The sequence below is a fragment of the Neorhizobium sp. LjRoot104 genome, from assembly GCF_964253725.1.
Classification (GTDB): Bacteria; Pseudomonadota; Alphaproteobacteria; order Rhizobiales; family Rhizobiaceae; genus Neorhizobium.
In genome coordinates this window covers 483,557-505,072 of the sequence record NZ_CAXURS020000002.1, presented here as the reverse complement: position 1 = coordinate 505,072, position 21,516 = coordinate 483,557, and the positions used below count along the sequence as shown (strand labels likewise).

Annotated in this window: 17 protein-coding genes and 4 pseudogenes; 8 read left to right on the top strand and 13 right to left on the bottom strand. The window is 58.0% G+C overall.

Translation table 11 applies throughout. The features are described from left to right. Positions 1 to 5: 5 nt before the first annotated feature. On the top strand, positions 6 to 1,658 hold the full coding sequence (locus ACSQ8R_RS24595) for a dihydroxyacetone kinase subunit DhaK (protein WP_436255973.1): 1,653 nt from the start codon (positions 6 to 8) through the stop codon (positions 1,656 to 1,658). 1,322 nt (positions 1,659 to 2,980) lie between these two features. Here ACSQ8R_RS24595 and ACSQ8R_RS24590 read toward each other — a convergent pair. Further along, positions 2,981 to 4,834: an ABC transporter ATP-binding protein gene (locus ACSQ8R_RS24590; protein ID WP_436255972.1), complete on the bottom strand. Its 1,854-nt coding sequence runs from the start codon at positions 4,832 to 4,834 to the stop codon at positions 2,981 to 2,983. A 476-nt stretch (positions 4,835 to 5,310) separates the two neighbouring features. Here ACSQ8R_RS24590 and ACSQ8R_RS24585 point away from each other — a divergent pair, with 476 nt between their 5' ends. Together ACSQ8R_RS24585 and ACSQ8R_RS24580 are read left to right on the top strand one after the other, a co-directional pair. Next, the gene (locus ACSQ8R_RS24585) at positions 5,311 to 5,562 is read left to right on the top strand and encodes a hypothetical protein (protein WP_436255971.1); all 252 of its coding nucleotides are present in this window, start codon (positions 5,311 to 5,313) and stop codon (positions 5,560 to 5,562) included. Positions 5,563 to 5,598: 36 nt separating this feature from the next. Further along, a pseudogene (locus ACSQ8R_RS24580) lies at positions 5,599 to 5,661 on the top strand (hypothetical protein); the annotation flags it as partial. A 111-nt stretch (positions 5,662 to 5,772) separates the two neighbouring features. On the opposite strand, the gene ACSQ8R_RS24575 reads toward ACSQ8R_RS24580, so the two are convergent. Further along, positions 5,773 to 6,126, bottom strand: a complete 354-nt coding sequence (locus tag ACSQ8R_RS24575; RefSeq protein WP_436257342.1) for a hypothetical protein — start codon at positions 6,124 to 6,126, stop codon at positions 5,773 to 5,775. Continuing rightward, on the bottom strand, positions 6,090 to 6,701 hold the full coding sequence (locus ACSQ8R_RS24570) for a TetR/AcrR family transcriptional regulator (RefSeq protein WP_436255970.1): 612 nt from the start codon (positions 6,699 to 6,701) through the stop codon (positions 6,090 to 6,092). Before ACSQ8R_RS24570 ends, ACSQ8R_RS24575 begins: the two co-directional genes overlap by 37 nt. Before the next feature lie 1,083 nt (positions 6,702 to 7,784). Between ACSQ8R_RS24570 and ACSQ8R_RS24565 the strand changes: the two genes are divergently transcribed. After that, on the top strand, positions 7,785 to 8,039 hold the full coding sequence (locus tag ACSQ8R_RS24565; protein ID WP_436255969.1) for a type II toxin-antitoxin system Phd/YefM family antitoxin: 255 nt from the start codon (positions 7,785 to 7,787) through the stop codon (positions 8,037 to 8,039). Further along, entirely contained in the window at positions 8,039 to 8,464 is a 426-nt protein-coding gene (locus tag ACSQ8R_RS24560) for a type II toxin-antitoxin system VapC family toxin (RefSeq protein WP_436255968.1), read from the top strand. The genes ACSQ8R_RS24565 and ACSQ8R_RS24560 overlap by 1 nt, the downstream gene beginning before the upstream one ends. 597 nt (positions 8,465 to 9,061) lie before the next feature. Here ACSQ8R_RS24560 and ACSQ8R_RS24555 read toward each other — a convergent pair. Beyond that, positions 9,062 to 10,315: a type II toxin-antitoxin system HipA family toxin gene (locus tag ACSQ8R_RS24555; RefSeq protein ID WP_436255967.1), complete on the bottom strand. Its 1,254-nt coding sequence runs from the start codon at positions 10,313 to 10,315 to the stop codon at positions 9,062 to 9,064. Continuing rightward, positions 10,308 to 10,622 carry a helix-turn-helix domain-containing protein gene (locus ACSQ8R_RS24550; protein WP_436255966.1) on the bottom strand — a complete coding sequence of 105 codons (315 nt, stop codon included), beginning with the start codon at positions 10,620 to 10,622 and terminating at the stop codon, positions 10,308 to 10,310. Before ACSQ8R_RS24550 ends, ACSQ8R_RS24555 begins: the two co-directional genes overlap by 8 nt. Positions 10,623 to 10,987: 365 nt before the next feature. Between ACSQ8R_RS24550 and ACSQ8R_RS24545 the strand changes: the two are divergent. Further along, a pseudogene (locus tag ACSQ8R_RS24545) lies at positions 10,988 to 11,566 on the top strand (IS110 family transposase); the annotation flags it as partial. On the opposite strand, the pseudogene ACSQ8R_RS24540 reads toward ACSQ8R_RS24545, so the two are convergent. From ACSQ8R_RS24540 to ACSQ8R_RS24515, 6 genes and pseudogenes are all read right to left on the bottom strand, one after another. Further along, positions 11,561 to 11,740 (bottom strand): annotated as a pseudogene (locus ACSQ8R_RS24540) (ATP-binding cassette domain-containing protein); the annotation flags it as partial. The pseudogenes ACSQ8R_RS24545 and ACSQ8R_RS24540 overlap by 6 nt on opposite strands. 320 nt (positions 11,741 to 12,060) lie before the next feature. Then, positions 12,061 to 13,023 carry a sugar phosphate isomerase/epimerase family protein gene (locus ACSQ8R_RS24535; protein ID WP_436255965.1) on the bottom strand — a complete coding sequence of 321 codons (963 nt, stop codon included), beginning with the start codon at positions 13,021 to 13,023 and terminating at the stop codon, positions 12,061 to 12,063. Continuing rightward, entirely contained in the window at positions 13,020 to 14,024 is a 1,005-nt protein-coding gene (locus ACSQ8R_RS24530) for a Gfo/Idh/MocA family oxidoreductase (RefSeq protein ID WP_436255964.1), read from the bottom strand. Before ACSQ8R_RS24530 ends, ACSQ8R_RS24535 begins: the two co-directional genes overlap by 4 nt. A 107-nt stretch (positions 14,025 to 14,131) precedes the next feature. Beyond that, on the bottom strand, positions 14,132 to 15,055 hold the full coding sequence (locus ACSQ8R_RS24525) for a sugar ABC transporter substrate-binding protein (protein WP_436255963.1): 924 nt from the start codon (positions 15,053 to 15,055) through the stop codon (positions 14,132 to 14,134). Positions 15,056 to 15,155: 100 nt separating this feature from the next. Then, complete coding sequence (locus ACSQ8R_RS24520; RefSeq protein ID WP_436255962.1) at positions 15,156 to 16,166, bottom strand: ABC transporter permease; 1,011 nt, start codon at positions 16,164 to 16,166, stop codon at positions 15,156 to 15,158. Then, positions 16,166 to 17,740, bottom strand: a complete 1,575-nt coding sequence (locus tag ACSQ8R_RS24515; protein ID WP_436255961.1) for a sugar ABC transporter ATP-binding protein — start codon at positions 17,738 to 17,740, stop codon at positions 16,166 to 16,168. Before ACSQ8R_RS24515 ends, ACSQ8R_RS24520 begins: the two co-directional genes overlap by 1 nt. Before the next feature lie 163 nt (positions 17,741 to 17,903). On the opposite strand from ACSQ8R_RS24515, the gene ACSQ8R_RS24510 reads away from it, so the two are divergent. Both ACSQ8R_RS24510 and ACSQ8R_RS24505 read left to right on the top strand, forming a co-directional pair. Further along, the gene (locus ACSQ8R_RS24510; protein WP_436255960.1) at positions 17,904 to 18,938 is read left to right on the top strand and encodes a LacI family DNA-binding transcriptional regulator; all 1,035 of its coding nucleotides are present in this window, start codon (positions 17,904 to 17,906) and stop codon (positions 18,936 to 18,938) included. Between the two features lie 526 nt (positions 18,939 to 19,464). Then, entirely contained in the window at positions 19,465 to 19,686 is a 222-nt protein-coding gene (locus ACSQ8R_RS24505) for a hypothetical protein (protein WP_436255959.1), read from the top strand. 334 nt (positions 19,687 to 20,020) lie between these two features. Here the strand turns inward: ACSQ8R_RS24505 and ACSQ8R_RS24500 are convergent. Then, positions 20,021 to 20,146 (bottom strand): annotated as a pseudogene (locus tag ACSQ8R_RS24500) (BA14K family protein); the annotation flags it as partial. 530 nt (positions 20,147 to 20,676) lie between these two features. After that, positions 20,677 to 21,489, bottom strand: coding sequence for a response regulator (locus ACSQ8R_RS24495; protein WP_436255958.1), 813 nt, complete (start codon positions 21,487 to 21,489; stop codon positions 20,677 to 20,679). Positions 21,490 to 21,516: the final 27 nt, after the last annotated feature.

Genomic DNA, 21,516 nt, shown 5'->3' with positions numbered 1-21,516 from the left:
GTCTCATGTCTCAATTCCTCAACAGCAGGGAAAATGCCGTGACCGAGGCGATCGACGGCGTGCTGATGGCCTCGGCCGGGGCATTGAGCCGCCTCGACGGGTATCCCCACATCCGCGTCGTAGTCCGCTCCGACTGGGACAAGTCGAAGGTCGCGATTGTGTCGGGCGGAGGGTCCGGCCATGAACCGGCCCATGCCGGCTTCGTCGGACGCGGCATGCTGACGGCCGCTGTCTGCGGTGATGTCTTTGCCTCGCCGAGCGTCGATGCTATCCTTGCCGCAATCCTTGCGGTAACCGGTCCGGCTGGCTGCCTGCTAATCGTCAAGAACTATACCGGCGACCGCCTGAACTTCGGCCTTGCAGCCGAACGCGCCCGTGCCTTTGGGCTCAATGTCGGCATGGTGGTCGTGGACGATGACATCGCGCTTCCCGACCTGCCACAGTCGCGCGGGGTGGCGGGCACACTTTTCGTCCACAAGATCGCTGGTGCTATGGCGGAAAACGGCGCAAGCCTCGATTCCGTGGTCGAGACGGCACGGCGCGTGATCGCCAATACCCGTTCGATCGGCATTTCGCTGGATACCTGCACCGTACCGGGCTCACCGAAGGAAGCGCGCATTCCCGAAGGTCGCGCCGAACTCGGACTTGGCATTCACGGAGAGGCCGGTGTGGAGCTGATCGACTATGACGGAGTGCAGGGCGCGGTGGCCGCCATGGTGGAAAGGCTTGCGGTGGGCATGGAGGACAAGCCGCATGTCGTGCTTGTCAACAATCTCGGCGGCACCTCCGTGCTTGAAATGGCCGTTGTCGTCCACGAACTCGTCCGGTCGCCGATCGGCGCGCGCATTTCGCATATTGTCGGGCCGGCGCCGATAATGACCTCGCTCGACATGCATGGCTTTTCGATCTCCGTGATGCCGGCGGGAAAGGCCGATCTCGATTTGCTGGCCAAGCCCGTCGGCCTGGCAGCCTGGCCAGGCGTGACGGCCATCCGGCCGGTCAAAATCATCGCCCTGCCCGACGGCCTGACACCGATCGCGCCGCTTGCCTCGCAGCATCCGCCGACCCGTCAATTCCTCGCCGAATGCTGCAAACTCCTGATCGAGGCGGAGAAGGAGCTCAATGCGCTTGATGCCAAATCCGGCGATGGCGATACGGGCTCCACGCTGGCAAGCGCCGCACGCGCCCTGATCGGGGCCCTTGACCGGCTGCCGCTTGCCGATCACACCCAGCTTTTGCGCGCCATGGGCCAGGAGCTCAGCCAGACTATGGGCGGCTCGTCCGGGGTTCTGCTCGCTATCTTCTTTGCGGCCGCAGGCGACGGGGCATCGAGCGGGCTTGGCATGCGCGACGCTCTGAAGGCCGGCGTTGCCCGCATGCAGGAAATCGGCGGCGCAGAACTCGGCGATCGCACGATGGTCGATGCGCTTTCGCCGGCACTCGACGCCTATGACAAGGGCTTTGCGGCAGCGGCAAGTGCAGCGCGCGCAGGCGCCGACCTCACCGCCACCTATGTGAAGGCGCGAGCTGGACGGGCCGCGTATATCAATGCTCAGCAACTCGAAGGACACATCGATCCAGGTGCTGAGGCCGTGGCGCGTCTCTTCGAATTCTTCGCCGGCCGCCACGGCGGATCGCAGGGCAAGGCCGCAGAGTGACGACTTCACAGCCGAGAGCTGGTGCGGCGGGGTCCATCCAATACTCCGCCGCCGGCATCTGGCTGACCTTTAGCCTTCGAATTCGCAATCGCTTACTCTGCCGAATTGAGGGCATGCAAGGTCCAGAAGATGGAAAAGTGCATGAGAGTGTAGATGAGTGGAACTACTATAGAGCCTCTCATTCGCCTTGATAGGATTCGAACCGTTGGCCCACCTATTTGTCATGAACTGAGAGGCAGGGGATCGGTGCCTTCGCTTAGAATTGCAAGATATCGTCGATAGCTGAATACGCGGCCGCCCCAGTCCTTATTTAAGCAAGGCGCACTTTTTTTAATTAAGCGACAAGCTTAGATAAGCGGGCTTAATTAAATGCGCGGGCGTTGAACTCCCGAGCCTTGCTCCAGAGTGATTTGCTTAAGGGCTCAACCCGATGATCGGGCAGCACTCAAAGTTCACGCTCGATACATCCTTTGTTAAAATCTCGCCTCATATTCCCGCTCGCCCTCGGCATTGGCGCCGAGAGAGACGGAATGAGCATGACCCAAAAAACGACATTTCATCACGCCATTTTCAACGAAAGATTGAATAGCCCCGATTTTTGTAGATCCATTTCCGTTTTTCGCACCGAACCTAAGCTATCGGTGACTATCATGGTTGCAAACCGTGTCCCATTTCCTGGGTCCCCGAAGTAGTAGAGTGCATTGAACCGGTTGGTTCTCAGAACGCTGGTCGCCTCGTATGGAAATACATATCCACGAACGAAGCTTGCATAGTGAGGGATGTCGTCGGGGCTCCGCTTCATCAGAGACGCAAGTTTATAGGCGGCAGCCGGACTGTATTGGGCGATACTATCCGGCTTGAGTTTTGCTTGTATTCTGGGGGCCGCTGCAAAGCAGGATCGCAACTGCTCCTCGCCAATGGACGATTCAGATGGCGATGCTGGCCGAATAGAGGCAGCAACATTTGCATCCTGCTATTGCGCAACGCACCCTGAAAGGGTCAGCGCCCAGAAAGTCCAGCTGCCACGCGCATTGTCCCGCCTGCGATCATCAGCAATGCCTATATCTCGATGGTGCGTTCCAGCTCGCTATCACAAACCAAAGATTGCACAAGTCCGTAGGGATCGTGAATGCCATAACGACCCAGATCAAAGGTGACGAGAGGGCGGCCAACCCCATCGGGACGCCGCGCCGCTGATTTACCGCTGTTGGAGGCTGCCGGGATCGTCTCGGGCCGTTAGCGGCCACCGACACCGTAATCACATCTGCGGGTCGCAACCGCACCGGTCCTGGGTCCGACTTCTTGCATTGCAATGGTGGGCTCTATTCGAGTTCCTCGGGCATGAAACCGCCGGTCTGACGCCTCCAAAGCCGAGCGAACAATCCATCCCGCTCCACGAGTTCGGCGGGCGTGCCTTCTTCAACGATGCGCCCGCCATCAAGGACGACAATTCGGTCCATCTTCACGATGGTCGAAAGCCGGTGGGCGATAGCTATCACTGTCTTGCCTTCCATCACCAGGCTGAGCCGGTCCTGGATCGCCGCTTCAGATTCGCTATCGAGGGCGGACGTCGCCTCATCGAGCACCAAAATGGGCGCGTCTTTTAAAAGGACACGCGCGATGGCTACCCGCTGCCGCTGACCTCCTGATAGCTTGATGCCCCTATCACCAACATATGCCAAGTACCCTTTTCGGCCTTCGCCATCTGCCAAATCGGCAATGAAAGCATCGGCCCGTGCGGTTTTCGCCGCCTCTTCGACTTCCTCTTGCGATGCGTCAGGCCGCCCGTACCGGATATTGTCGCCGACGGAACGATGAAGGAGTGCGACATCCTGGGCGATGACGCCTATGTTCCGGCGAAGGCTCGCTTGGGTGACTGAGCGGATGTCCTGCCCGTCAATCAAAATCGCGCCCTCCCCTATATCGTAGAACCGCAGCAGCAAGCTCACCAACGTCGTCTTTCCGGCACCGGACAATCCGACCAGTCCGACCTTCTCACCGGGTTTGACGGTGAGTGAGAGACTTTCGATCACCTCTTTCCCGGCCCGGTACGAGAAGCAGACGTCCTGGAACCGAACCTCTCCTTCGGGGACTGCAATTTCCCTGGCGTCAGGTGGGTCCGTGATAGTCGGCGGGGTTGTCATCACCGGCATCGCATCCTTGATCGTGCCTATCGCCTGGAAAATCTGCTGCCCCATCTGGAGGAAAGTGAAAGTGTGGCCAGACAGGCGCTGTAGAATGGCGACTGACGCGACGAATTCCCCCACCGTCACAAACCCTTTGACCATGCCGGACAGCCCGATGGATAGAATAGCAACCCAGAGCCCGGTATTCAGGACGACGACGATCAGCTCAGACGTCCGATATATACGTTGCTCGCTGTGTTGCGTGGTCACCGCACTCTGAAGCACACTGCGAATAGCCCCGGCCTCGCTATCCTCTGCAGCAAACTGCTTGATCATCGGCATATTGCTGTAGAGATCGTTGATTGTACCCGCGATGAGACTGCGCCGCTTTGCGGTACGTCGGGAGCGTTCCGTAAAGATCGGTGCCATCTTCACCGCCAGCGCGACGTTGAGTACGATCCATATGACGACTGGCAGAGCCAGTTGCCAAGACAGGGCTGCGAGAAGCAGGACGGACCCGGCCATCGAGAGGATGAAACGGGGGATCGTTTGGAACGCGGCGATAATCTGCTGTTGAACCGCTGATGCCACCTGAGACAGCCGCGAAGCGACCTGTCCGGCGAAAAGATCGTGGAAGAAGGCAATGTCCTGTCGCTCCACAGCCTTGTGACCCTGCCATTGAATCGCAACCGGCATCGCAACCCCGAGGGTATGAGACTGAAGTGTGTTCAACAGGAACGACGCGACGGGCAATCCCGGAAAAAGCAGGAAGCCCAGAAAGGTCAGCAATGGCCATTCGCCCTGCAGGAAGGCGGCTGCTCCTTGCTGGCTCACCCCATCCACGACCACAGATAATCCCCACACAATGCTCAGATTGATGGCTTCGACGGTCATGGAAACCAGTGCGAGAGCGATGAGGACTCCACGAAACATCGAAATGAAGTGAAGAAGAACAGCAACCGGCCCCGTTGAAGGTAAGGGTCGGTGGGGAATATCAAGCGGCCGGATCAACGTTTCGAACGGGCGATAAATGACATCTGAAATCGACATGGACCACTCGTTGCTATCGGGCGGTGGAAAGGAGTTGGTGCGATGAACCACATAGGAGCATCCGCCGCCACGTTAATCAACCTCAAGAGGTATCGGCATCTGGCAGGGGGCCTCGCAGAAGGCATGATGTCTCCGCAACAGGTTATCGTGAGGGATGAAATGGAGACGAGGCCCGATAACGAAGGTCGAGCAGACGCCTTGAAAGCCCTCGCGGGGGTCGTTGTCATCGCGTTGATTTCTCTTTTTGATGGCAACGGGAGGCGACGACGCGAAAAAACATGCACAAAAAGAAGCCGACGCCCGACGCCAATCTTTCCCTAAGCCATGGTCTCTTCAATCGGGACTGCCATACCAGCCGGGTGACTGATGATGTCTTGGAAGCGCCCGAGCGATCATAATTATATCACCGGGCGACGATTCTCTCCTCATCTCAGCTTACCAATCGCGGTAGTGTTAAGGAGCGGCGAGGACTAACGATGAAACTGGACGCTGAAACGGTTGGCGGGCTGATCCGCGACTTTGAGCCTGCTCTTACGATCAGGGGTTTTTCTCGGTTGGCGGGCGGCAGCACCGACATTTATAAAATCGACCTGGCAGGTTCCAGGTACAGCTCGCTGGTTCTCAAGATTTATCCAGACGTGCCCGAGGGGGCCTTCAAAGGAAGCGCTCGTTGGGGGCTGGCTCAAAGATTTGACGCCACCGGTTCCGACATGGCTACGCACCGATGAATCCCGCTCCCTGACACCGCGTTACACTATTCCTTGATGACGTACTTGCCGGGCCGCTCGCTGCGTCACTGGATGACCCAAGGCGACATCACTCAGGCTTATCGACAAATGGGGGAGCTTCTGAGGCGCATTCACGCCGTGCCAATGCCTGCTTATGCTATGTGCTTGGCGAAGGGATCGATAATCCAGTGTCCACAAATGCAGAATACATTACGATGGCGTTTGACAACGTGTTTGGCCGGTTTCGGGTCCTTGGCGGTGATCCCGATTTGGCAAATCGTTTCGAAAGACTTCCAAGAGCTTCTCGTACCATGCGGCAAGCCCGTTCGGGTTGGTTGCCCGGAAGAATACACCACCAATTCCAACAACTTTCGGCATGGCAGTTCCCTCTACGTCGGACACGGCAATGCCCTTGGCGAAGCCCGCATACAAGTCAAAGATCACAAGAATGCGGCCCAGCATGTGCTGGGCTGGGGTGGATTTCCCAGGAATCCCCAAACGCGATTGGCTGCCGGAACGGCAAAACGCTACTTCGATGAAAAAGCCGCGATAGTCGCCTCGCACGACTCTCTGAACCGTCTGCTCGACCCTTCAGGCCCACTTGTCTGGACGCTGACGCGAGCGCCCTCAAGCAGAAGGGATAGCGTGTCCGCCAGCAGCTGGGGGTCCGACGAACCTGCTGCCTCGCACACCGCCGCGAGCCGGTTGCGCTGGGAATTCTTGAATTCCTGAACAACCGCGTGGGCTGGATGATCGCTGTCACGCAGCTCGACGGCAGCGTTCGCCAGATCGCAACCGCCCGGTTCCTGCTCCAGACGCTCCACCTGGAATTCGACCCATCGCCTCAACTGCGCGGCAGCGTCGCCTGAGAAATCTCTCTCCAGCTCGTCCCAGATGGCCCCCGCTCGTTGGGTCACCTGGCGCAGAGTCGCGCAAAGAAGCTCGTCCTTGGAACCGAATTTTCGGTAGAGCGTCATCTTGTTTGTCTGCGCAGCCTCCGCAATGGCGTCGACGCCAATCCCTCGAATCCCGAATTTTCGAAAAAGGTCTGCCGCTGAAGATACGATGCGCTCGCGGGGAGGAATGGCCGCCGGTGAAGAAAGATCGGGGGCTTTATCTGGGAATTTCGAACTTGACATGGGTGTGACCGGTCGGTAACGTTTATCTGTTACTTACCGGTAACACCCCTCCGTAGCTCGGTCAAGGATCATGAGAGGATTGGAAATGGCAAGGCACGACGATCTGACGCTCAACGAAATCCTGTCTGACCCAATGATCCTATTATTGGCTCGCGCGGACGGATGGTCGAAGGCTGAGTTTCGGGACGAGATGATCTGGGCATCACGAGAGCTGAAGCGTGCGCCTGGCGGCCTTGATGCCACCGTAGCCCGAGGATCGAGGCGAAACGGCCGTCCCATTGAGATAGGGTGCTGCGCCATTTAACTCCCTTTTCGGGCGAGCCTGAACTTATGTCCGGTTTTGCCAAGGTTCCGATGGAGATTGTGCCCGCAATTCCGGCGGTGGCAATAATCGGAGCGTCATGTCGCGTGAATTCCCAGGGAAGGATATGACTAAGCCTGTCGGCCGATAGCTGACGCAATGGCCGGTTAGGGCGATTGATGCTAAAGGGGAAAAGCCGCAGCTACACGCGCCTGAGTTCGATGCACCCCACCCCGACGCTACGACGACCTCTTGATCAAGGCTATGAAGCCTTCGCTCACTATCGCAAGCCAGCGGCTCTTGAAACCTCGCCGCTACGCACCCGGAAAAGCTACTGGAGCGACTGACGTCCAAGCCATTGAGGCTTATGGAAGTTGAGGACGTACAGGAATACGCTGCGGCTGCACTGACGACCGTGGGGACTCGTGAAGATTTTAGGTATTTCCTTCCGCGCCTGCTCGACCTCTCAGTGAACTCTGCTCTCGTTGAGCCTGAAGTCATCGCTCCGAAGCTGAAGGCGGCAGACTGGCTGACCTGGCAAAGCGGGCAGAGTTGAGGGACTGTCTGGAGTAGTCTGGAACGCAGCGGAGCGCGGTCAAGTGCTGATGGATGGAAGGGCCGCCGCGTCGGTCGTTCGAACGCGACTGAGCCAAACGTTCCGCGCCGCAAGCTGATATCCTCGTTCCCCCCGCCATGCTGCCGGAGCGCGCGGGTCCGCTTCTTGCAATTTCAGCTTCCGAGGAGTACAAGTGGTTACGTAACCACGAATGTCGAGGCTGGCCGTGACCATCACAACACTTTCGGGCCGTGAACTCAATCACGATCTCGGTCGCGCAAAGCGCGCCGCCAAGGACGGACCTGTCATCATCACCGACAGGGGACGGCCCGCGCACGTCCTCTTGTCTTTCGAGGCGTACAAGAGGCTTACCGGCAAAGCGCGGACGCTCGGTGACATGCTGGCCGAGCCGGGCGCGGAAGACGTTGACTTGCCGCTGCCGCCACGCACGGAACACGCCCAGCCGGTGGATCTGTCCTGATGTTGCTGCTCGATACGAACGTCGTGTCCGAGCTGCGCAAAGTCGCCACTGGCCGGGCTGATCCGAGTGTCGTCACCTGGACCGAGACCGTCGATCCGGCCGAAACATTTATTTCGTCCGTGGTTCTGCATGAGCTGGAGACTGGCGTCCGGCTGGTGGAGCACAAAGATGCCACCGCCGGGAAGGTGTTGCGCAACTGGCTGGAAAAAACAGTCCTCACAGCATTTTCCGGCCGTATCCTGCCGCTTGACGAGGCGGCAGCCCTCAAGGCCGCCCAATGGCATGTGCCCCATCCCAAACCGATCAATGACGCTTATATTGCAGCGACAGCCTTCACCCGACATATGACGCTGGTGACCCGTAACATCAAGGACTTCGAAGGCATGGGAGTGGCGCTTGTGAACCCGTGGGCGACGCCGGCATAGGGCCATCCGGATCTTCGCTTCTTGCTCTGGACCGTGATCGGGCGGGCGATTCGACTTTTTGAGGCCGCGCGGGATGCGACCGTTTCAGCCCGAATGTCCGTCGCAAAGATCGTTCGCGCTTCGGTCCATCCGCGCGAGAGCGCAATGCGCTCTATGCCCAAGGCGTGGAGCCGGCTATTGCCGTCTCCACCGATCCCCGTGACGGTCCGCCCTTCCATCTTCGCGGTGACCCGAGCCGGTCCGAACGCTCCAGCCCATTCCTACCATCGGCGTCACCGTTCTCGCGCGAACAACGAAATGCAGGCGGCGCGGGCCGTTTTCAGGACCTTGTCGAACGAAAATCAAGGGGGGCACGGCCCCCGTACGGGAGCACCGCTCCGCTGCTCGCTCCAGGATCCGCAGGCTTCGCTTGTGGAATGAGCCCTAAAGTCACTGACCCCTCTGGCGGGGTAATACTAATCCGATTTTGCCCCCTCCCCTCCCACGGGGTCAATGTTTGTTCGGTGCTGATTGACACTTTGGCAGCGCGTGAAGATGCGTCAGGAGAACTGGCGCACGGGCTAGAACAGGGCTTCGCTACCGCTTGGCCGGATGACCTTACTCCGCGCACGTGCCAAGGATCGGCGTCATCAGGCGCACATGAGCATCGATACGCTCAAGAACCTTCGCCGGAACGATCCTTCGTTCGGGCAGCGACCACCAAACTTCGTTCACGCGCTCGACCGTGTCGACCACCGCTTTGAGCACGGCCGCTTCCGGCAAGCGCGCCCGATTGGCGAACGCTTTCCATCGCTGCACGCTCATTGCCTTGAAGGGCCGCTCACCGGCGAGCGACAGAGCCATGGCATCCGCGGGGATGTAAGGGATCGTCGAGAGCACGTCATAGACAGGCGCAAGTTTCGGTTTGTCGCCTACCCCACGATAGATCAATGACCAGTTCTTCAGGTGCATGTCGCCATTGCCGGTTATGGCTGCCAGAGCCAGTCGACGGACGAACTCGAGAACAGCGGCGGAGGAAACGGCAACGTTCAATGCTGCGGCGATATCATGATAGGCAGCCCCTTCGTATTTCCGCGAAGGATAGATTCCGAACACCTGCGCGAAATCCTCAATGTGGATGCGCTCGCCGTTTGCGCCACGATCGAAGCGTTTGACGAGCAGGACTTTTCCATCCGACAGCGTCTCGAATTCCTTCGGGATACCTTCGAACTCCGATTGCTCTACGAGTTCGCGCTCCGGAACCTCCATGCCGATCGCTTCCGCCAGTGCAAGATTGGCATATTCGTTTTCCGACACGCCGGGAAACGAGGTCGATGGAAACTTGGCAATGTAGGCCCCCTGCTCGTCGCCGAGCGGCACCGTCAGCCCACCGCCCTTGCCCGTGTTCTTGATGACCGAAAGCTTCATCTGAACGCCGGCGAGCGAAAACCGGGCTTTCGGCTTGGCAGCAGGCAGATTGTCGAGACAGGCAATCGTCCTGTCGCTCGGCACGACGCGGACGGCGCCTGGCAGATCCGAACCCAGTGCGACGAGCAGATCGAAATCGTTTCCCGCGCGGACACTCCCCGCGTGGTGTTTTTCCATTGCCTCGCGCAGCTTGTCTTCCGGGAGCAGATTGGCAAAGAACGCAGGCAACGCGCGGGCAACGGGTTTGGGGTCCTTTCGCAAGCCGCCGGCGGCTGCGCGAAAAGACAGGCTGAGCACCGGATAGCCCCCGGTTGCGCGATAGCTTTCCTCGAAGCTGAAGGCATTAAAATCGCCAGGTGTGCGAACGATTGTACCGACCTTCACATCGTTCAGCAGCACATCGAGCGACGAGATGGATCTCGGATCGGATGAAACTTCAGACATTCTCATCCCCGTCTGGACGCGCCATGAATGCCGGGAGATCGTCGACATCGTCATGAGGGCGCAGCAGCGCATCGACGGCCGGAACCATGGCTTGCGGTATGAGCATTAATTCAAGCCCGAGAGCGCGGGCGATGTTGATCAGGGTCGTCGTGCGCGCAGCACTGCTTCCGGCTTCTATCTCACGATAGCGGGGACGCGATATACCCGCCATGTCGGCAACCTGCTCCTGCGTCAATTTCCTGCCCTTACGCGCAGCCTTCAGCAACTGCCCGATTTCCAGCAAGGCATCTGACGCAGATCGTGCCATCCTACCTACCCAAATGTTTTCCGTGGAGCAGGGGCAAGCTATCTCAAACATTCTGCGTTCAGTCAACGGGAAAGACATGTATACAGATCATCGCGCTTCAATTGATCTGTTTATATCTCATTCATGCTGTTTTCTAAATGGCCGCGTTACCGCCAGCGAGTCGCGCTGAAGATGCATGTTAGACCCGCAGGCGTTCCAACAAATAATTTTCCGGTAGCGCTCGCTATTTTTGAACATGGGGTATTCGCGGACGGTTTCCCCAAAGGCATTGCCTCAGCAATATCTGACATGGGTGGTTGCCCCCGGTAAGATGGAAATACGGGCTCACGATTGGAACCGGGCCCAGCATCAAATGGGAGGCAACCATGGACCAATATATCGGGCTTGATGTTTCGCTGAAAGATACTGCGGTTTCGATCCGAGAGAATAGGAAGCGTATCTGGCGAGGGAAATGCCCTTCTGATCCGAAAGTTCTGTCGCAAATCATCCGCAAGCATGCTCCGCACGCAAAGCTGGTCGTCTTCGAGACAGGTCCACTGTCGACATGGTTCTATCATGAGCTGAAAGCCGAAAGAATTCCCGCGATCTGCATTGAAGCACGTCATGCGCAAAAGGTTCTGAATGAAACCCTCAATAAGACTGATGCCAATGATGCGGATGGCCTAGCGCAGTTGGCTGAAGCCGGATTTTACAAAGTCGTGCGAGTAAAGACTTTCGACAACATGGTGACGCGCACACTGGTGGCAGCGCGTAGCCAGCTCGTAAGCATTTCCAAACAGCTCAGCAACCAAATACGTGGTCTCCTGAAAACGTTTGGTCTCATCGTGCCCAAAGGGGAAGGCGGGGTATTTGATGCCACTGTGAGAGCGCTGCTGAATGGAAATAGCGGCCTGGCAGCTGTGATATTGCCCCTGCTCGAGGCATGGCGCGATATACGTAAGCGCCTGGAATAGATTGACGATCTGGGCCTGGATCGAGCCATCAAGGGCCGTGATCGGCTCGTCGGCAACGATGAAGGCCGGATCGAGCGCGGTGCCTCGAGCGATGCACACCCGCTGGCGCTGGCCGCCGGAAAACTCATGCGGATAACGCGTCATAAAGGTGGGATCGAGCCCCACCGCCGGTCCATGGATCCTAGTCTCGATGCGGTAGGGACCCTTGGCCGCGGTAATGTAGAGCCAGGTCCGATCACCCTCTGTGGTTAGTGCAATATTGGTCACCGCGCTTACATGTGGCACAGGAACAAATGCAATCTCCTTTCCATCTGGGCTGTAGACCTTGCCTCCAAAGGGAATCCAAATTCCGATTCCACCAAAATCATCCCGCTTTAGCATTGCAAGCCCTTTCAAAAGAGCTGCCCTCACGCGATCTCAGTCGAGATCTGCACCAGGGGCAGCGTCTGATTGAGATGCGCGAGGGGAAATCGGACGCGTCCTCGTCACCGGATCGCCTGCGGCTTGAAATCGCTCGCTGCAACCGGCATAACGCCCTGCAAAAGAGCTACGGACTTCTCCAGCCCCTCCAGGCTGTTCAGAAGCACGTCCTCATGCTCGATCGAGAGCCAGCCATCGTAACCGGCCATCTTCAGCCTGTAGCAGAACTGCCGCCACCATTCTTCGCCATGGCCGAAGCCCAGCGTGATGTAGGACCAGCTACGCGCGGGGATGTCCATCAGGCTGCCATTCTCCAGAAGGCTGGTGACGGCCTGCTTCGGGGCGTTGAGGAAGGTGTCCTTGGCGTGAACGTGGTATACCGCGTCGCCGAGCGCTTCGGCGGCCGCGAGAGGATCGGCGCCCATCCAGAAGAGATGCGACGGGTCCAGGTTGGCGCCGACCACCGGGCCAACGGCTTCACGTAGTTTCAGCAGCGAAGGGACGTTATAGACGCACTGATTGCCATGCAGCTCCAACGCGATGCGTTCCACACCGTGATCCTTCGCCAGTGCCACGATCCTGGTCCAGTACGGGAGGAGCTTCTCTTCCCACTGATAGCGAAGGGCCACCTGCGTTTCCGGAGGCCATGAGGAGACCACCCAGTTCGGCATTGTGTCGGTGGCATTGCCGGCTGGAAGTCCCGACATCGCGCAGACGGTCTTGATGCCCAGTTCGCCCGCTGCGCGGATCGTATCCTCAAGCCCCTGTCCCTGGGCAATATCGGTCGGATGCAGGGGATTTCCGTTGGCGTTCAGGCTTACCACTTCCAGTTCCCGGTCGCCGAAAGCTCTGAGGAACGACCTTTGGGCGTTTCTGTCCCGGAGGATCGTCGGTAGATCGAAATGCGGCGCCGTCGACCACCCGCAGGTATTGACCTCGACGCCGGAGACGCCAAGTCTTCGAGCGTGGTCCAGCATTGCCTCGAAAGTCAGGCCACCAAGGCTGTCTGATACGAATCCAAGCTTCATACGTAAAACTCCGGTTTGGCGATCATTTCGACGGGTACCTTGCGGCCGTCGTTCAAGGCGCTGACGCCGGCCTCGGCGACCTTTGCGGCGCAGTATCCATCCCAACTGCTCGAGGCGATATTTGGGAATATTCCTGTTTCGACGAAACGAAGGAAAGCGCGGTTCTGGCGGCGATAGGCTTCGGCATAGCGGCCCCGCCAATCTGCATCGTAGCTTGTGCTCTGGCCGAGTTCCCGATCAACGCGCGTGTAGTTGACGGCGTTCATGGCAATGGTCGCCTTCTCGCCGACCAGTTCGGCGCGGACGTCGTAGCCATAGGCCGCGTTATTGTTGATCTCAATATTGACCAGTTGATCATCCGCCGTTTCGAGCACCATATAAACCGGTGCGACCAGCGCGTCGGACCGCTTCGGCTGGAAGGCTGAGATCGAGACGTATTCGGTGTCGAGGACGTGTCGGACGACATCGAACTCGTGCGGGGCGGAATTGGTGATCGCCATCGCCCCGGTGAAGTCCGAGGCGGGTGTGGCGACATTGCGATGAAAATTGTGCATCATCAAGGCTCGGCCAAGTACACCATGCTCCAGAGCCCGCTTCATTTCGACATAGGATTGATCGAAGCGGCGCATGAAGCCGAGCATGATGAATTTTGATCCCGTGGCCTCTTCCGCCTGCATGATTTCCAGGCACTCTGTCGAGGACTGCGACAGCGGCTTTTCGCAGAGAGCCCGTTTGCCGGCTCTTATGCAGGACAGCGACAGGGGTGCATGTGTGAAATCAGGGCTTGCGATGATAACTGCATCCACGTCCGGGCGAGTGGCGACCTGATCGGGCTTAGAGTCGACATCGTAAGCGCCGTACATATCGGCCACCTTGCAGGCGCGGGCCGCGTCCATGTCGCAGACGACCTGCAGGCTCGCTCCTGGCAGATCTTCCGCGACGATCCGCGCGTGGTCGGCTCCCATCAGTCCCGCCCCGATGACGGCGATCCTTATAGTCATTTCGGTATGTCCTGTCGTTTAAAGAACCGCGAACTACGGCTTGTAATCACTGCCCCCATGGGGAACGCGTGCCGGGCGTCCCATCCCGACACGCAGCCTTGGGAAGCTTATTTCTTTGCGTACTGCTCAACATTGTCCTTAGTGATCGAAGCGAAGGGCACCAGCTTTTCGACCGGAGCGTCCTTGCCCTTTTTCAGGCCCTCCACGACCTCGAAGGCAGCCTTTGCCTGGCCCGCGGCGTCCTGGAAAATGGTCTGCGACATCGTTCCGGCCTTGATAGCGTTCAGAGCATCAGTTGTGCCATCGACACCGGAAATCATCACGCCCTTGAGACGATTCGCGCCCTGTAGTGCCTCCAGCGCTCCGAGCGCCATCTGGTCGTTGGCTGCGACGATGGCGTCGAACTTGGGAAAACTCTGGATCCAGTCTTCGGTGACCTTCATACCTTCTGCGCGGTCGTAATTGGCTGAGAGGCTGGCGAGAGTGGTCACGTCAGAACGACCGAGTGCATCCTCGAAGCCTTTTTTGCGCTCTTGCGTGTGCGAGAGCCCCGGCGTGCCTTCAAGATAAAGGATCTTGGCACCCTTCGGCAGGTGTTCTTTCATGTACTCGCCCTGAAGGCGGCCGGCGTCGATGTTCTTCGAGCCGACGAACGTGTACTTGCCGCCTGCCGACTGGATGCCGAGAGCGATGACGGGGATGCCCGCCTGGTTAGCCTTCTCGACGCCCGGGACGATGCCCTGATAGTCGACCGGCACGACGACGATTGCGTTGACTTTCTGCGCAATGAAGTTGTCGATCTGGTCGAGCTGCTTGCTGACGTCGTTGTTCGCGTCGGAGAAATTGACTTCGACTGCCGGATCGGATTTCGACGCTGTGATGAAGGCATTCTTGCGCGCCATGACGAAGACGTCCGTATCCGCCATATTAGCGTAACCGACGACGAACTTGTCGGCGGCGAATGCCGCGCCGGTGGAGATGGCGGCAAGGGATATGGCGCAGGCGAGAGCGAGTTTGGAAATAGCTTTCATAGGGTCCTCCCATAGAGTTTCAGGTTAATTCCGGACGCGGGAAATCCCCGCCGACAAAGAGTTGGTACCCAGGCAGGCACGAGCCTGCTGGGAACGATGGTCATGCCTTCTTTTTGTTGCGGACAGACTTGGTCCAAACGTCGAGGATCACCGCGATCGCGATGATCAGACCCTTGATGATCTGCTGCCAGTACGAGCTGACATTCATGAGGTTGAGCATGTTGTTGATGACGCCGATGATCATCGATCCGATGATGGTTCCGGTGATGGTTCCGGTGCCGCCCATCAGGCTGGTGCCGCCGACGACGACAGCGGTGATCGCATCAAACTCGTAGCCGACGCCGCCCGCAGGCTGACCGGAATTGATGCGAGACATGAGGACGATGCCTGCAACGGCGCAGAGGATGCCGTTAAAGATGAAGGCCTTCACGACGATGCTATCCGGGTTGATGCCCGAAGCGCGAGCAGCACGCTCGTTACCGCCAACCGCATAAACGTATCGGCCGAACTTGGTCTTGTTGAGAAGAATCCAGGAGACGATGACGACGGCCGCGAGAATCATCACGGAAATCGGCACCGGGCCGAGCGAACCCTGGCCGATCACTTTGAAGTCGCCCAGTCCCGTCACCGGCGAACCGCCGGTGTAAAGCAGCACGGCGCCGCGTGCGACTGTCGTCATCGCCAATGTCATGATGAATGACGGGATGCGAAAGAAGGTCACGACAAAGCCGTTGATGATGCCGGCGAGGATTCCCACCGCAATTCCGGCAGCGACCGCCAGGATGACGCTTCCAGTCATGGCCATCACGCTGGCCGCCAAAACACCGCAGAGTGAGAGGACGGATCCCAGCGAGACGTCGATATGCCCCAGAATGATGATGAAGGTGACGCCGCACGCAAGAAGGCTCACTACGACGACCTGACGCAGGACATTGGTCAGGTTGGCCTCGGTCAGAAATGTCGGACTCAAGATTGAGGCAAGCGCGCAAATGCCGAAGAAGATCAGGATTGTGCCATACTTGCGGTAGATCTGGGAGAAGCTTATATTCCTGTAGCCAGCCATCCCCCGGCCCTTTCGTTTCACAGCCGCGTCTGCGCGTTCAATACTCATCAGTGTCCTCCCGTGGCGAGGCGCATGATGTTTTCCTGAGTGGCCTCGTCTCTTGTCAGTTCGCCGGTGACCCGGCCTTCGCTCATCACAACCACGCGATCGCTCATGCCGAGGATCTCGGGTAGCTCGGATGAGATCATGACAATCGCGAGCCCTTGCCGGGCGAATTCGGTCATCAGTCGGTGAATTTCGGATTTGGATCCGACGTCGATACCGCGCGTGGGTTCGTCCAGGATGAGCAGTTTCAGATCGCCCAGCAGCCATTTGGCCAGCACGATCTTCTGCTGGTTGCCGCCGCTGAGGTTCTCCACGATCATTGCCGTATCGGGCGTCTTGATCTGGAGCATCTTGATCATGCGCTGAGATGCCGTCTCTTCCCGCCGCTCGCTGATGAAAAGGCCGGAAGCGAATTTCTTGAGGTTCGCAAGTGAAATGTTCTCGCCGACGGACCGGCAGAGCACTAGGCCTTCCGCCTTGCGATCCTCCGAGACCATGGCGATGCCGTTGGCGATGGCATCCCTCGGAGACGTGAGCTTTAGCGGGGTTCCATTCAGGCGGATCACGCCCGCATCCGCGCCGTCCAGGCCGAAGATCACACGAGCTACCTCCGTCCGCCCGGCACCGATCAGGCCGGAAAGGCCGACGATTTCTCCGGCACGAACTGCGAAGCTGACGTTTTCGAAAACACCGTCACGAGAGAGGTTCTCGACGGAAAGGACGACATCGCCAATCGGCACCTCCTCTTTCGGGAAGATGCTGGCGATCATCCGGCCCACCATCTGCGAAATCAGCTTTGGAGGCTCGTACTCGCTCGCCGGGGCGGCCGCGATGAACTGGCCATCACGCATCACCGTGATGTCGTCGGCGATCTGAAAGATCTCGTCCATCTTATGGGTGATGTAGATAATCGCGACGCCTGCTGCTTTCAGATCTGCGATCTGTCTGAAAAGCATCGCGACTTCAGTGTCGCTGATCGCCGACGTCGGTTCGTCCATGATCACGAGAGAGGCCTCTCGCGAAATCGCCTTGACGATCTCGATGAGCTGCATTGTCGCGATAGACAGGTCGCGCATTTTGGTTTGCGGGCTGTATTTCAGCCCCAAGCGATCCAGGAGCGCTTGGGTGTCGGCATTCATCCGATTGAAATCAACGAACCGGGACAAAACGCCGGTGTGACCGTAGGTGGGCTCGCGGCCGAGAAAGATATTTTCGGCGATGGTCATGTCGAGCACCGGGCTGAGTTCCTGATGGATCATGGAGATCCCCCTCTCCAGCGCGGCTGCGGCGCTCTGGTGATCGAGCTTCTCACCCCTGAAAAAGATCTCGCCGCCATCGATTTCGTAGATGCCACTCAGGATCTTCATGAGCGTCGACTTGCCCGCGCCGTTCTCCCCAACGAGGACATGGACCGTGCCGGCACGAACCTTCAGGTTCATGCCATCGAGCGCGAGCACACCAGGGAAAGCCTTGGTGATCGAACGCATTTCAAGAACTAGGTCGGCTCGCCGACCTATAGGCGTGCCATCGCCTTCGCCGCCCGAAGGCGGCGCTGCCTTTTGAAAGGTCGCAGACATGAAGGTATATCCTCCCAGATGAGAGAGCTCTCCCAAGCTCTCCCGCCAAATTGGCTATTATTGGAAGATGAAATTGCGAAAATTCCGCAAAGTGTCAACGAATCGATGGATTTTTCTCCCAAAACCTCTCACAGATAACATCAGATAATGAGAGGTTCTCTTGATGTCACGCCCAACGATCCCCGACTTGGCAAAGGCCGCAAATGTAAGCATTTCAACGGTCGACCGCGTGCTGAACGGTCGTGATCCCGTACGCCCGCAGACGGCGGAGCGGGTCCTCAACGCCGCCCGCCAGATCGGCTTTCATGGGGTGACCGCCATCGCCCGCCGACTTGAGCATGACAAACCGGTGATCAAATTCGGTTTTCTTCTCAAGCAGTCTCACCGCAAGCTTTATCAAATGTGGAGCCAGGTACTCGTTGCGGCGACCGAGGCGTTTCCCGACGCACACGGAAGGTCGATCGTTCGTTTCATGGACGATCTTTCGCCTGATAAGGCTGCCGAGGCGATCTACGCCCTCAGTCGCGAAGCCGACGTTATTGGAATGATTACTTCTGACCATCCGCAGGTGAATCACGCTGTAGATGGCCTTGCGGCGGAGAACATTCCGGTCGTGACGATGATCTCCGATATTTCCACCGCCGCGCGGGCGGGGTATGTCGGCAATGATTGCATCAAAAAGGGCCGCACGGCCGCTTGGTTCATAGCTGGGCTGAATAAGGAAGGCGGGAAGGTTTCCGTCTTCGTCGGAAGTCATCGCTACCTTGCCCAGGAACTTAATGAGATGGGCTTCCGGTCATATTTTCGGGAAAGCGCGACGGGCTTCCAGATGCTCGAAACCATAGCAACGCTTGAAGAACCGGAAATTGCTTACGAAGCGACACGCCGTCTTCTCCGTGCCGAGCCGAATTGGGCTGGACTGTATGTCGCGGGAGGTGGCATCACGGGGGTAATGCGGGCGCTTCGAGAGGATGGTGGTCCCGTCGCAAAGCGTCTGATCGTGGTTGCTCACGAACTGACGAACGAAACGAGGGCTGGTCTGGCAGAGGGGCTGATCAAAGTCGTTCTATCCCATCCTCCAAAATTGCTTGCGGAAACCTTGGTGCGCGCTATGGCGGAAGCGCTCGATGCGGGTCGAACACCGGCATTGTCTCAGCACATTCTCCCCTTTGACTTCTACACCGCGACAAACATATAACTTGGTCTTGAGGGGAATGTGAACCGTCGACCCCCGTGCCACGAATTTCCAAACCATTGGTGCTCTTTTAATTCAAACAGGCCGCACTCTTCTGTGCTTCCGCACGAACAAACTTGGGATGAGCGGAAGTCACTATTTCATCAACCCTCTTAGGTGCTAAAATCCCATGGGTCTGACAATCCGCAAATCTTGATCCGACCCCTATCTCGTTGGCGACGAGGGGAACGCGATCAATCCCGTCCTGACCGCCGCGGCTACAACTTCTCGCTCCTCATCACCGGTTGAGGCAGCTTTTTGTGGCTGGTACATTCAATATCCTTGATAAACCTCAATTCTAAGGTGAAAAATTAATATACCTAGTCACGGGGACGGAGGAACTCCCAAAATCGGGGGCAAAGCGGATATCGGGCCTGCGCGGCGGAAGTGCGGAGGCGCCCTCTATGGACGAGCGCAGGAAAAGTACTTATCACCACTGGCCACAGAATACTCATCGAGTGGAACCCCTTACGCGAAGGTTTAAACTGCTATGGACGAAGACGCGAAAATCGCAGCTGAGTTAAAGGAGCTCGAATACAGCATCGCCCACCTTGAGAACGAGAAGCAGAAGGGCTGGCTGTCGACAAGTAAGCAGAATCAGCTCGCCGAAGACCGCGCACGGCGCGACGAACTCGTTGCGAAGGCGGCCCCCGTGACGGTCGAGGATCAAGCCACTTTGGAGGCCATCAAGGCGCTCAAATATATGGCCTAGTCAACGCCCCCTTGAGCTGAAATTGCGTTGTGGGTGAGCTCGAAGAGCCCGACGCAGGCCTAGTGTGACCACTACGTCGGGCAGCGGGCGGGTGGATAGGAGAGTATCCACCCTCCTTGCCTCCCGCACGACCGACCACAATAAAATTGAACGATTCGAGTTCGCCGCGAATCGGGACACCGGCTGTGGATGTTAATGGGGAAGTAAGCAACCGGGCCAATGGGGGTGGACCATCGTCAGATCGTTCACAACTCGGCGTTGGTGCACGGATCCGAAGCATCTCGGATCTCGGTCTTTGATGATCCGGGCTATGCTACGTACACCATGTGCAGATCTATACTCGGCGGCATTTAGAACGCGCAGCCTCGGGGCGTTCGATTGCCCAACTCAAGCACCACAGCTGCCGTTGTATGTTGTCTCCTGGATCATAGGATCGGTATCGTGCGCTGCACCATTCCTGCGCATTCGCGGCTTGGGCTTCGCAAGTACGACTATCGACGGATCGCCATGTTCACTTGACGCATATTCGATGCTCCACCGGGCGACAGGTCTAGGCGCTGGAACGGCTTAGCTTCGGCCATCATCGTGTGTGTAGGTAGAGGGGCCGGAAGGCGCTCATATGTCTGTAAGTTGGGGTCAACATGTCTCACCTCAGACGACCATGGGGGCTGGGAACACAGATCACCGAATACGTGCGGGGCGCTGGCCTTAGTGAGGCTTGACGAAATCTGCATGCCTCCGACGAGGACCGGGAGGAGACACGAGGGTAAAACCAAATTGGTCAGAAGTTCGCGCATGGGGGCATCAACCTTATGATTTCACCCACAAATGCACTTATCGTAGAATTTATTCCTCAGCCAAAGGTCCGACCGATCTTGTCGCCGCCCGAAATTCACTCGACATAGGTGGCGCTTGCATAGCACTCGGTTCACCAGACGAAGAACATTTACATGTGCGGGCTCGCCGATCCCACCGGAGCCAATTGCCTTTCTAGTCCTCGTTACTGAGCGAGCGGTGGCCCGCCACCCAAGCTGAAAAAAGTTCCGGCTCCGTCAGCGCGCTGTATGGGCAGAAGGCCAGACCATGCCTACGACCATGGGCAGCGCGACCTTGTCGATACGCCGCCTCTCGCGGTTCCGACGATGAACCAGGCAGGAGGGAGGCCGGCCCGCAATGCCCTGTCTCGTCTGGTGCATCAACTCCGGGCCCCCGCACCTGTTCCATTGTCTGAGAACGAAGCTGTGCGACCTGCCTCTCAAGCTCTCGCGCCTTTTCTTGACTCTCCAACAACAAAGCCGCAGCTTTTTTTTCCGAATTCCACCTTTGGACCAGCGTTGCTGCGAGTTGGAGAAGTTCGTCCGGATTGAATGGCTTCACAAGGTAGAAGAAGCGATCGCTACCGCCCACCTCGGAAGCAATCTTTTGCGGTGGCTGGTCCGAGTAGCCCGTGACGACGACGATATTGATGTCCGGATTGAACTGACGCAGCCGCTTGGCGGTCTCAAGGCCATTTATGCCAGGCGGCATCCGCATATCGATGAAGGCAACCGGGTAATGGTTTTGCTCGCCTTGTCGCGCTTCAATCTCTTGGACAGCCTCCTCGCCCTGCCGACAAAGATCAATTCCTGCGACGGTTGTCTCGTCCGCCGGCATTGCGGCAGGCGGGTCGAAAAGTACGTCGACTAGCGTCGCAAGTTCATCGGTAGGGCTTATGACGAGGCCGCTGAAGATTTGCCGATACGCCTCCAGGACGTCCGGTTCGTCATCCACGACCAGAATTCTTGCTCCGGCGAAATGGCTCACATGGACCTCGTCAAATGTGCTTCTCCA

Coding starts and splice junctions, on each gene's coding strand:
- ACSQ8R_RS24595 (WP_436255973.1), top strand. CDS start 6: ATGTCTCAATTCCTCAACAGCAGGGAAAATGCCGTGACCGAGGCGATC.
- ACSQ8R_RS24590 (WP_436255972.1), bottom strand. CDS start 4,834: ATGTCGATTTCAGATGTCATTTATCGCCCGTTCGAAACGTTGATCCGG.
- ACSQ8R_RS24585 (WP_436255971.1), top strand. CDS start 5,311: ATGAAACTGGACGCTGAAACGGTTGGCGGGCTGATCCGCGACTTTGAG.
- ACSQ8R_RS24570 (WP_436255970.1), bottom strand. CDS start 6,701: ATGTCAAGTTCGAAATTCCCAGATAAAGCCCCCGATCTTTCTTCACCG.
- ACSQ8R_RS24560 (WP_436255968.1), top strand. CDS start 8,039: ATGTTGCTGCTCGATACGAACGTCGTGTCCGAGCTGCGCAAAGTCGCC.
- ACSQ8R_RS24555 (WP_436255967.1), bottom strand. CDS start 10,315: ATGTCTGAAGTTTCATCCGATCCGAGATCCATCTCGTCGCTCGATGTG.
- ACSQ8R_RS24550 (WP_436255966.1), bottom strand. CDS start 10,622: ATGGCACGATCTGCGTCAGATGCCTTGCTGGAAATCGGGCAGTTGCTG.
- ACSQ8R_RS24535 (WP_436255965.1), bottom strand. CDS start 13,023: ATGAAGCTTGGATTCGTATCAGACAGCCTTGGTGGCCTGACTTTCGAG.
- ACSQ8R_RS24530 (WP_436255964.1), bottom strand. CDS start 14,024: ATGACTATAAGGATCGCCGTCATCGGGGCGGGACTGATGGGAGCCGAC.
- ACSQ8R_RS24525 (WP_436255963.1), bottom strand. CDS start 15,055: ATGAAAGCTATTTCCAAACTCGCTCTCGCCTGCGCCATATCCCTTGCC.
- ACSQ8R_RS24520 (WP_436255962.1), bottom strand. CDS start 16,166: ATGAGTATTGAACGCGCAGACGCGGCTGTGAAACGAAAGGGCCGGGGG.
- ACSQ8R_RS24515 (WP_436255961.1), bottom strand. CDS start 17,740: ATGTCTGCGACCTTTCAAAAGGCAGCGCCGCCTTCGGGCGGCGAAGGC.
- ACSQ8R_RS24510 (WP_436255960.1), top strand. CDS start 17,904: ATGTCACGCCCAACGATCCCCGACTTGGCAAAGGCCGCAAATGTAAGC.
- ACSQ8R_RS24505 (WP_436255959.1), top strand. CDS start 19,465: ATGGACGAAGACGCGAAAATCGCAGCTGAGTTAAAGGAGCTCGAATAC.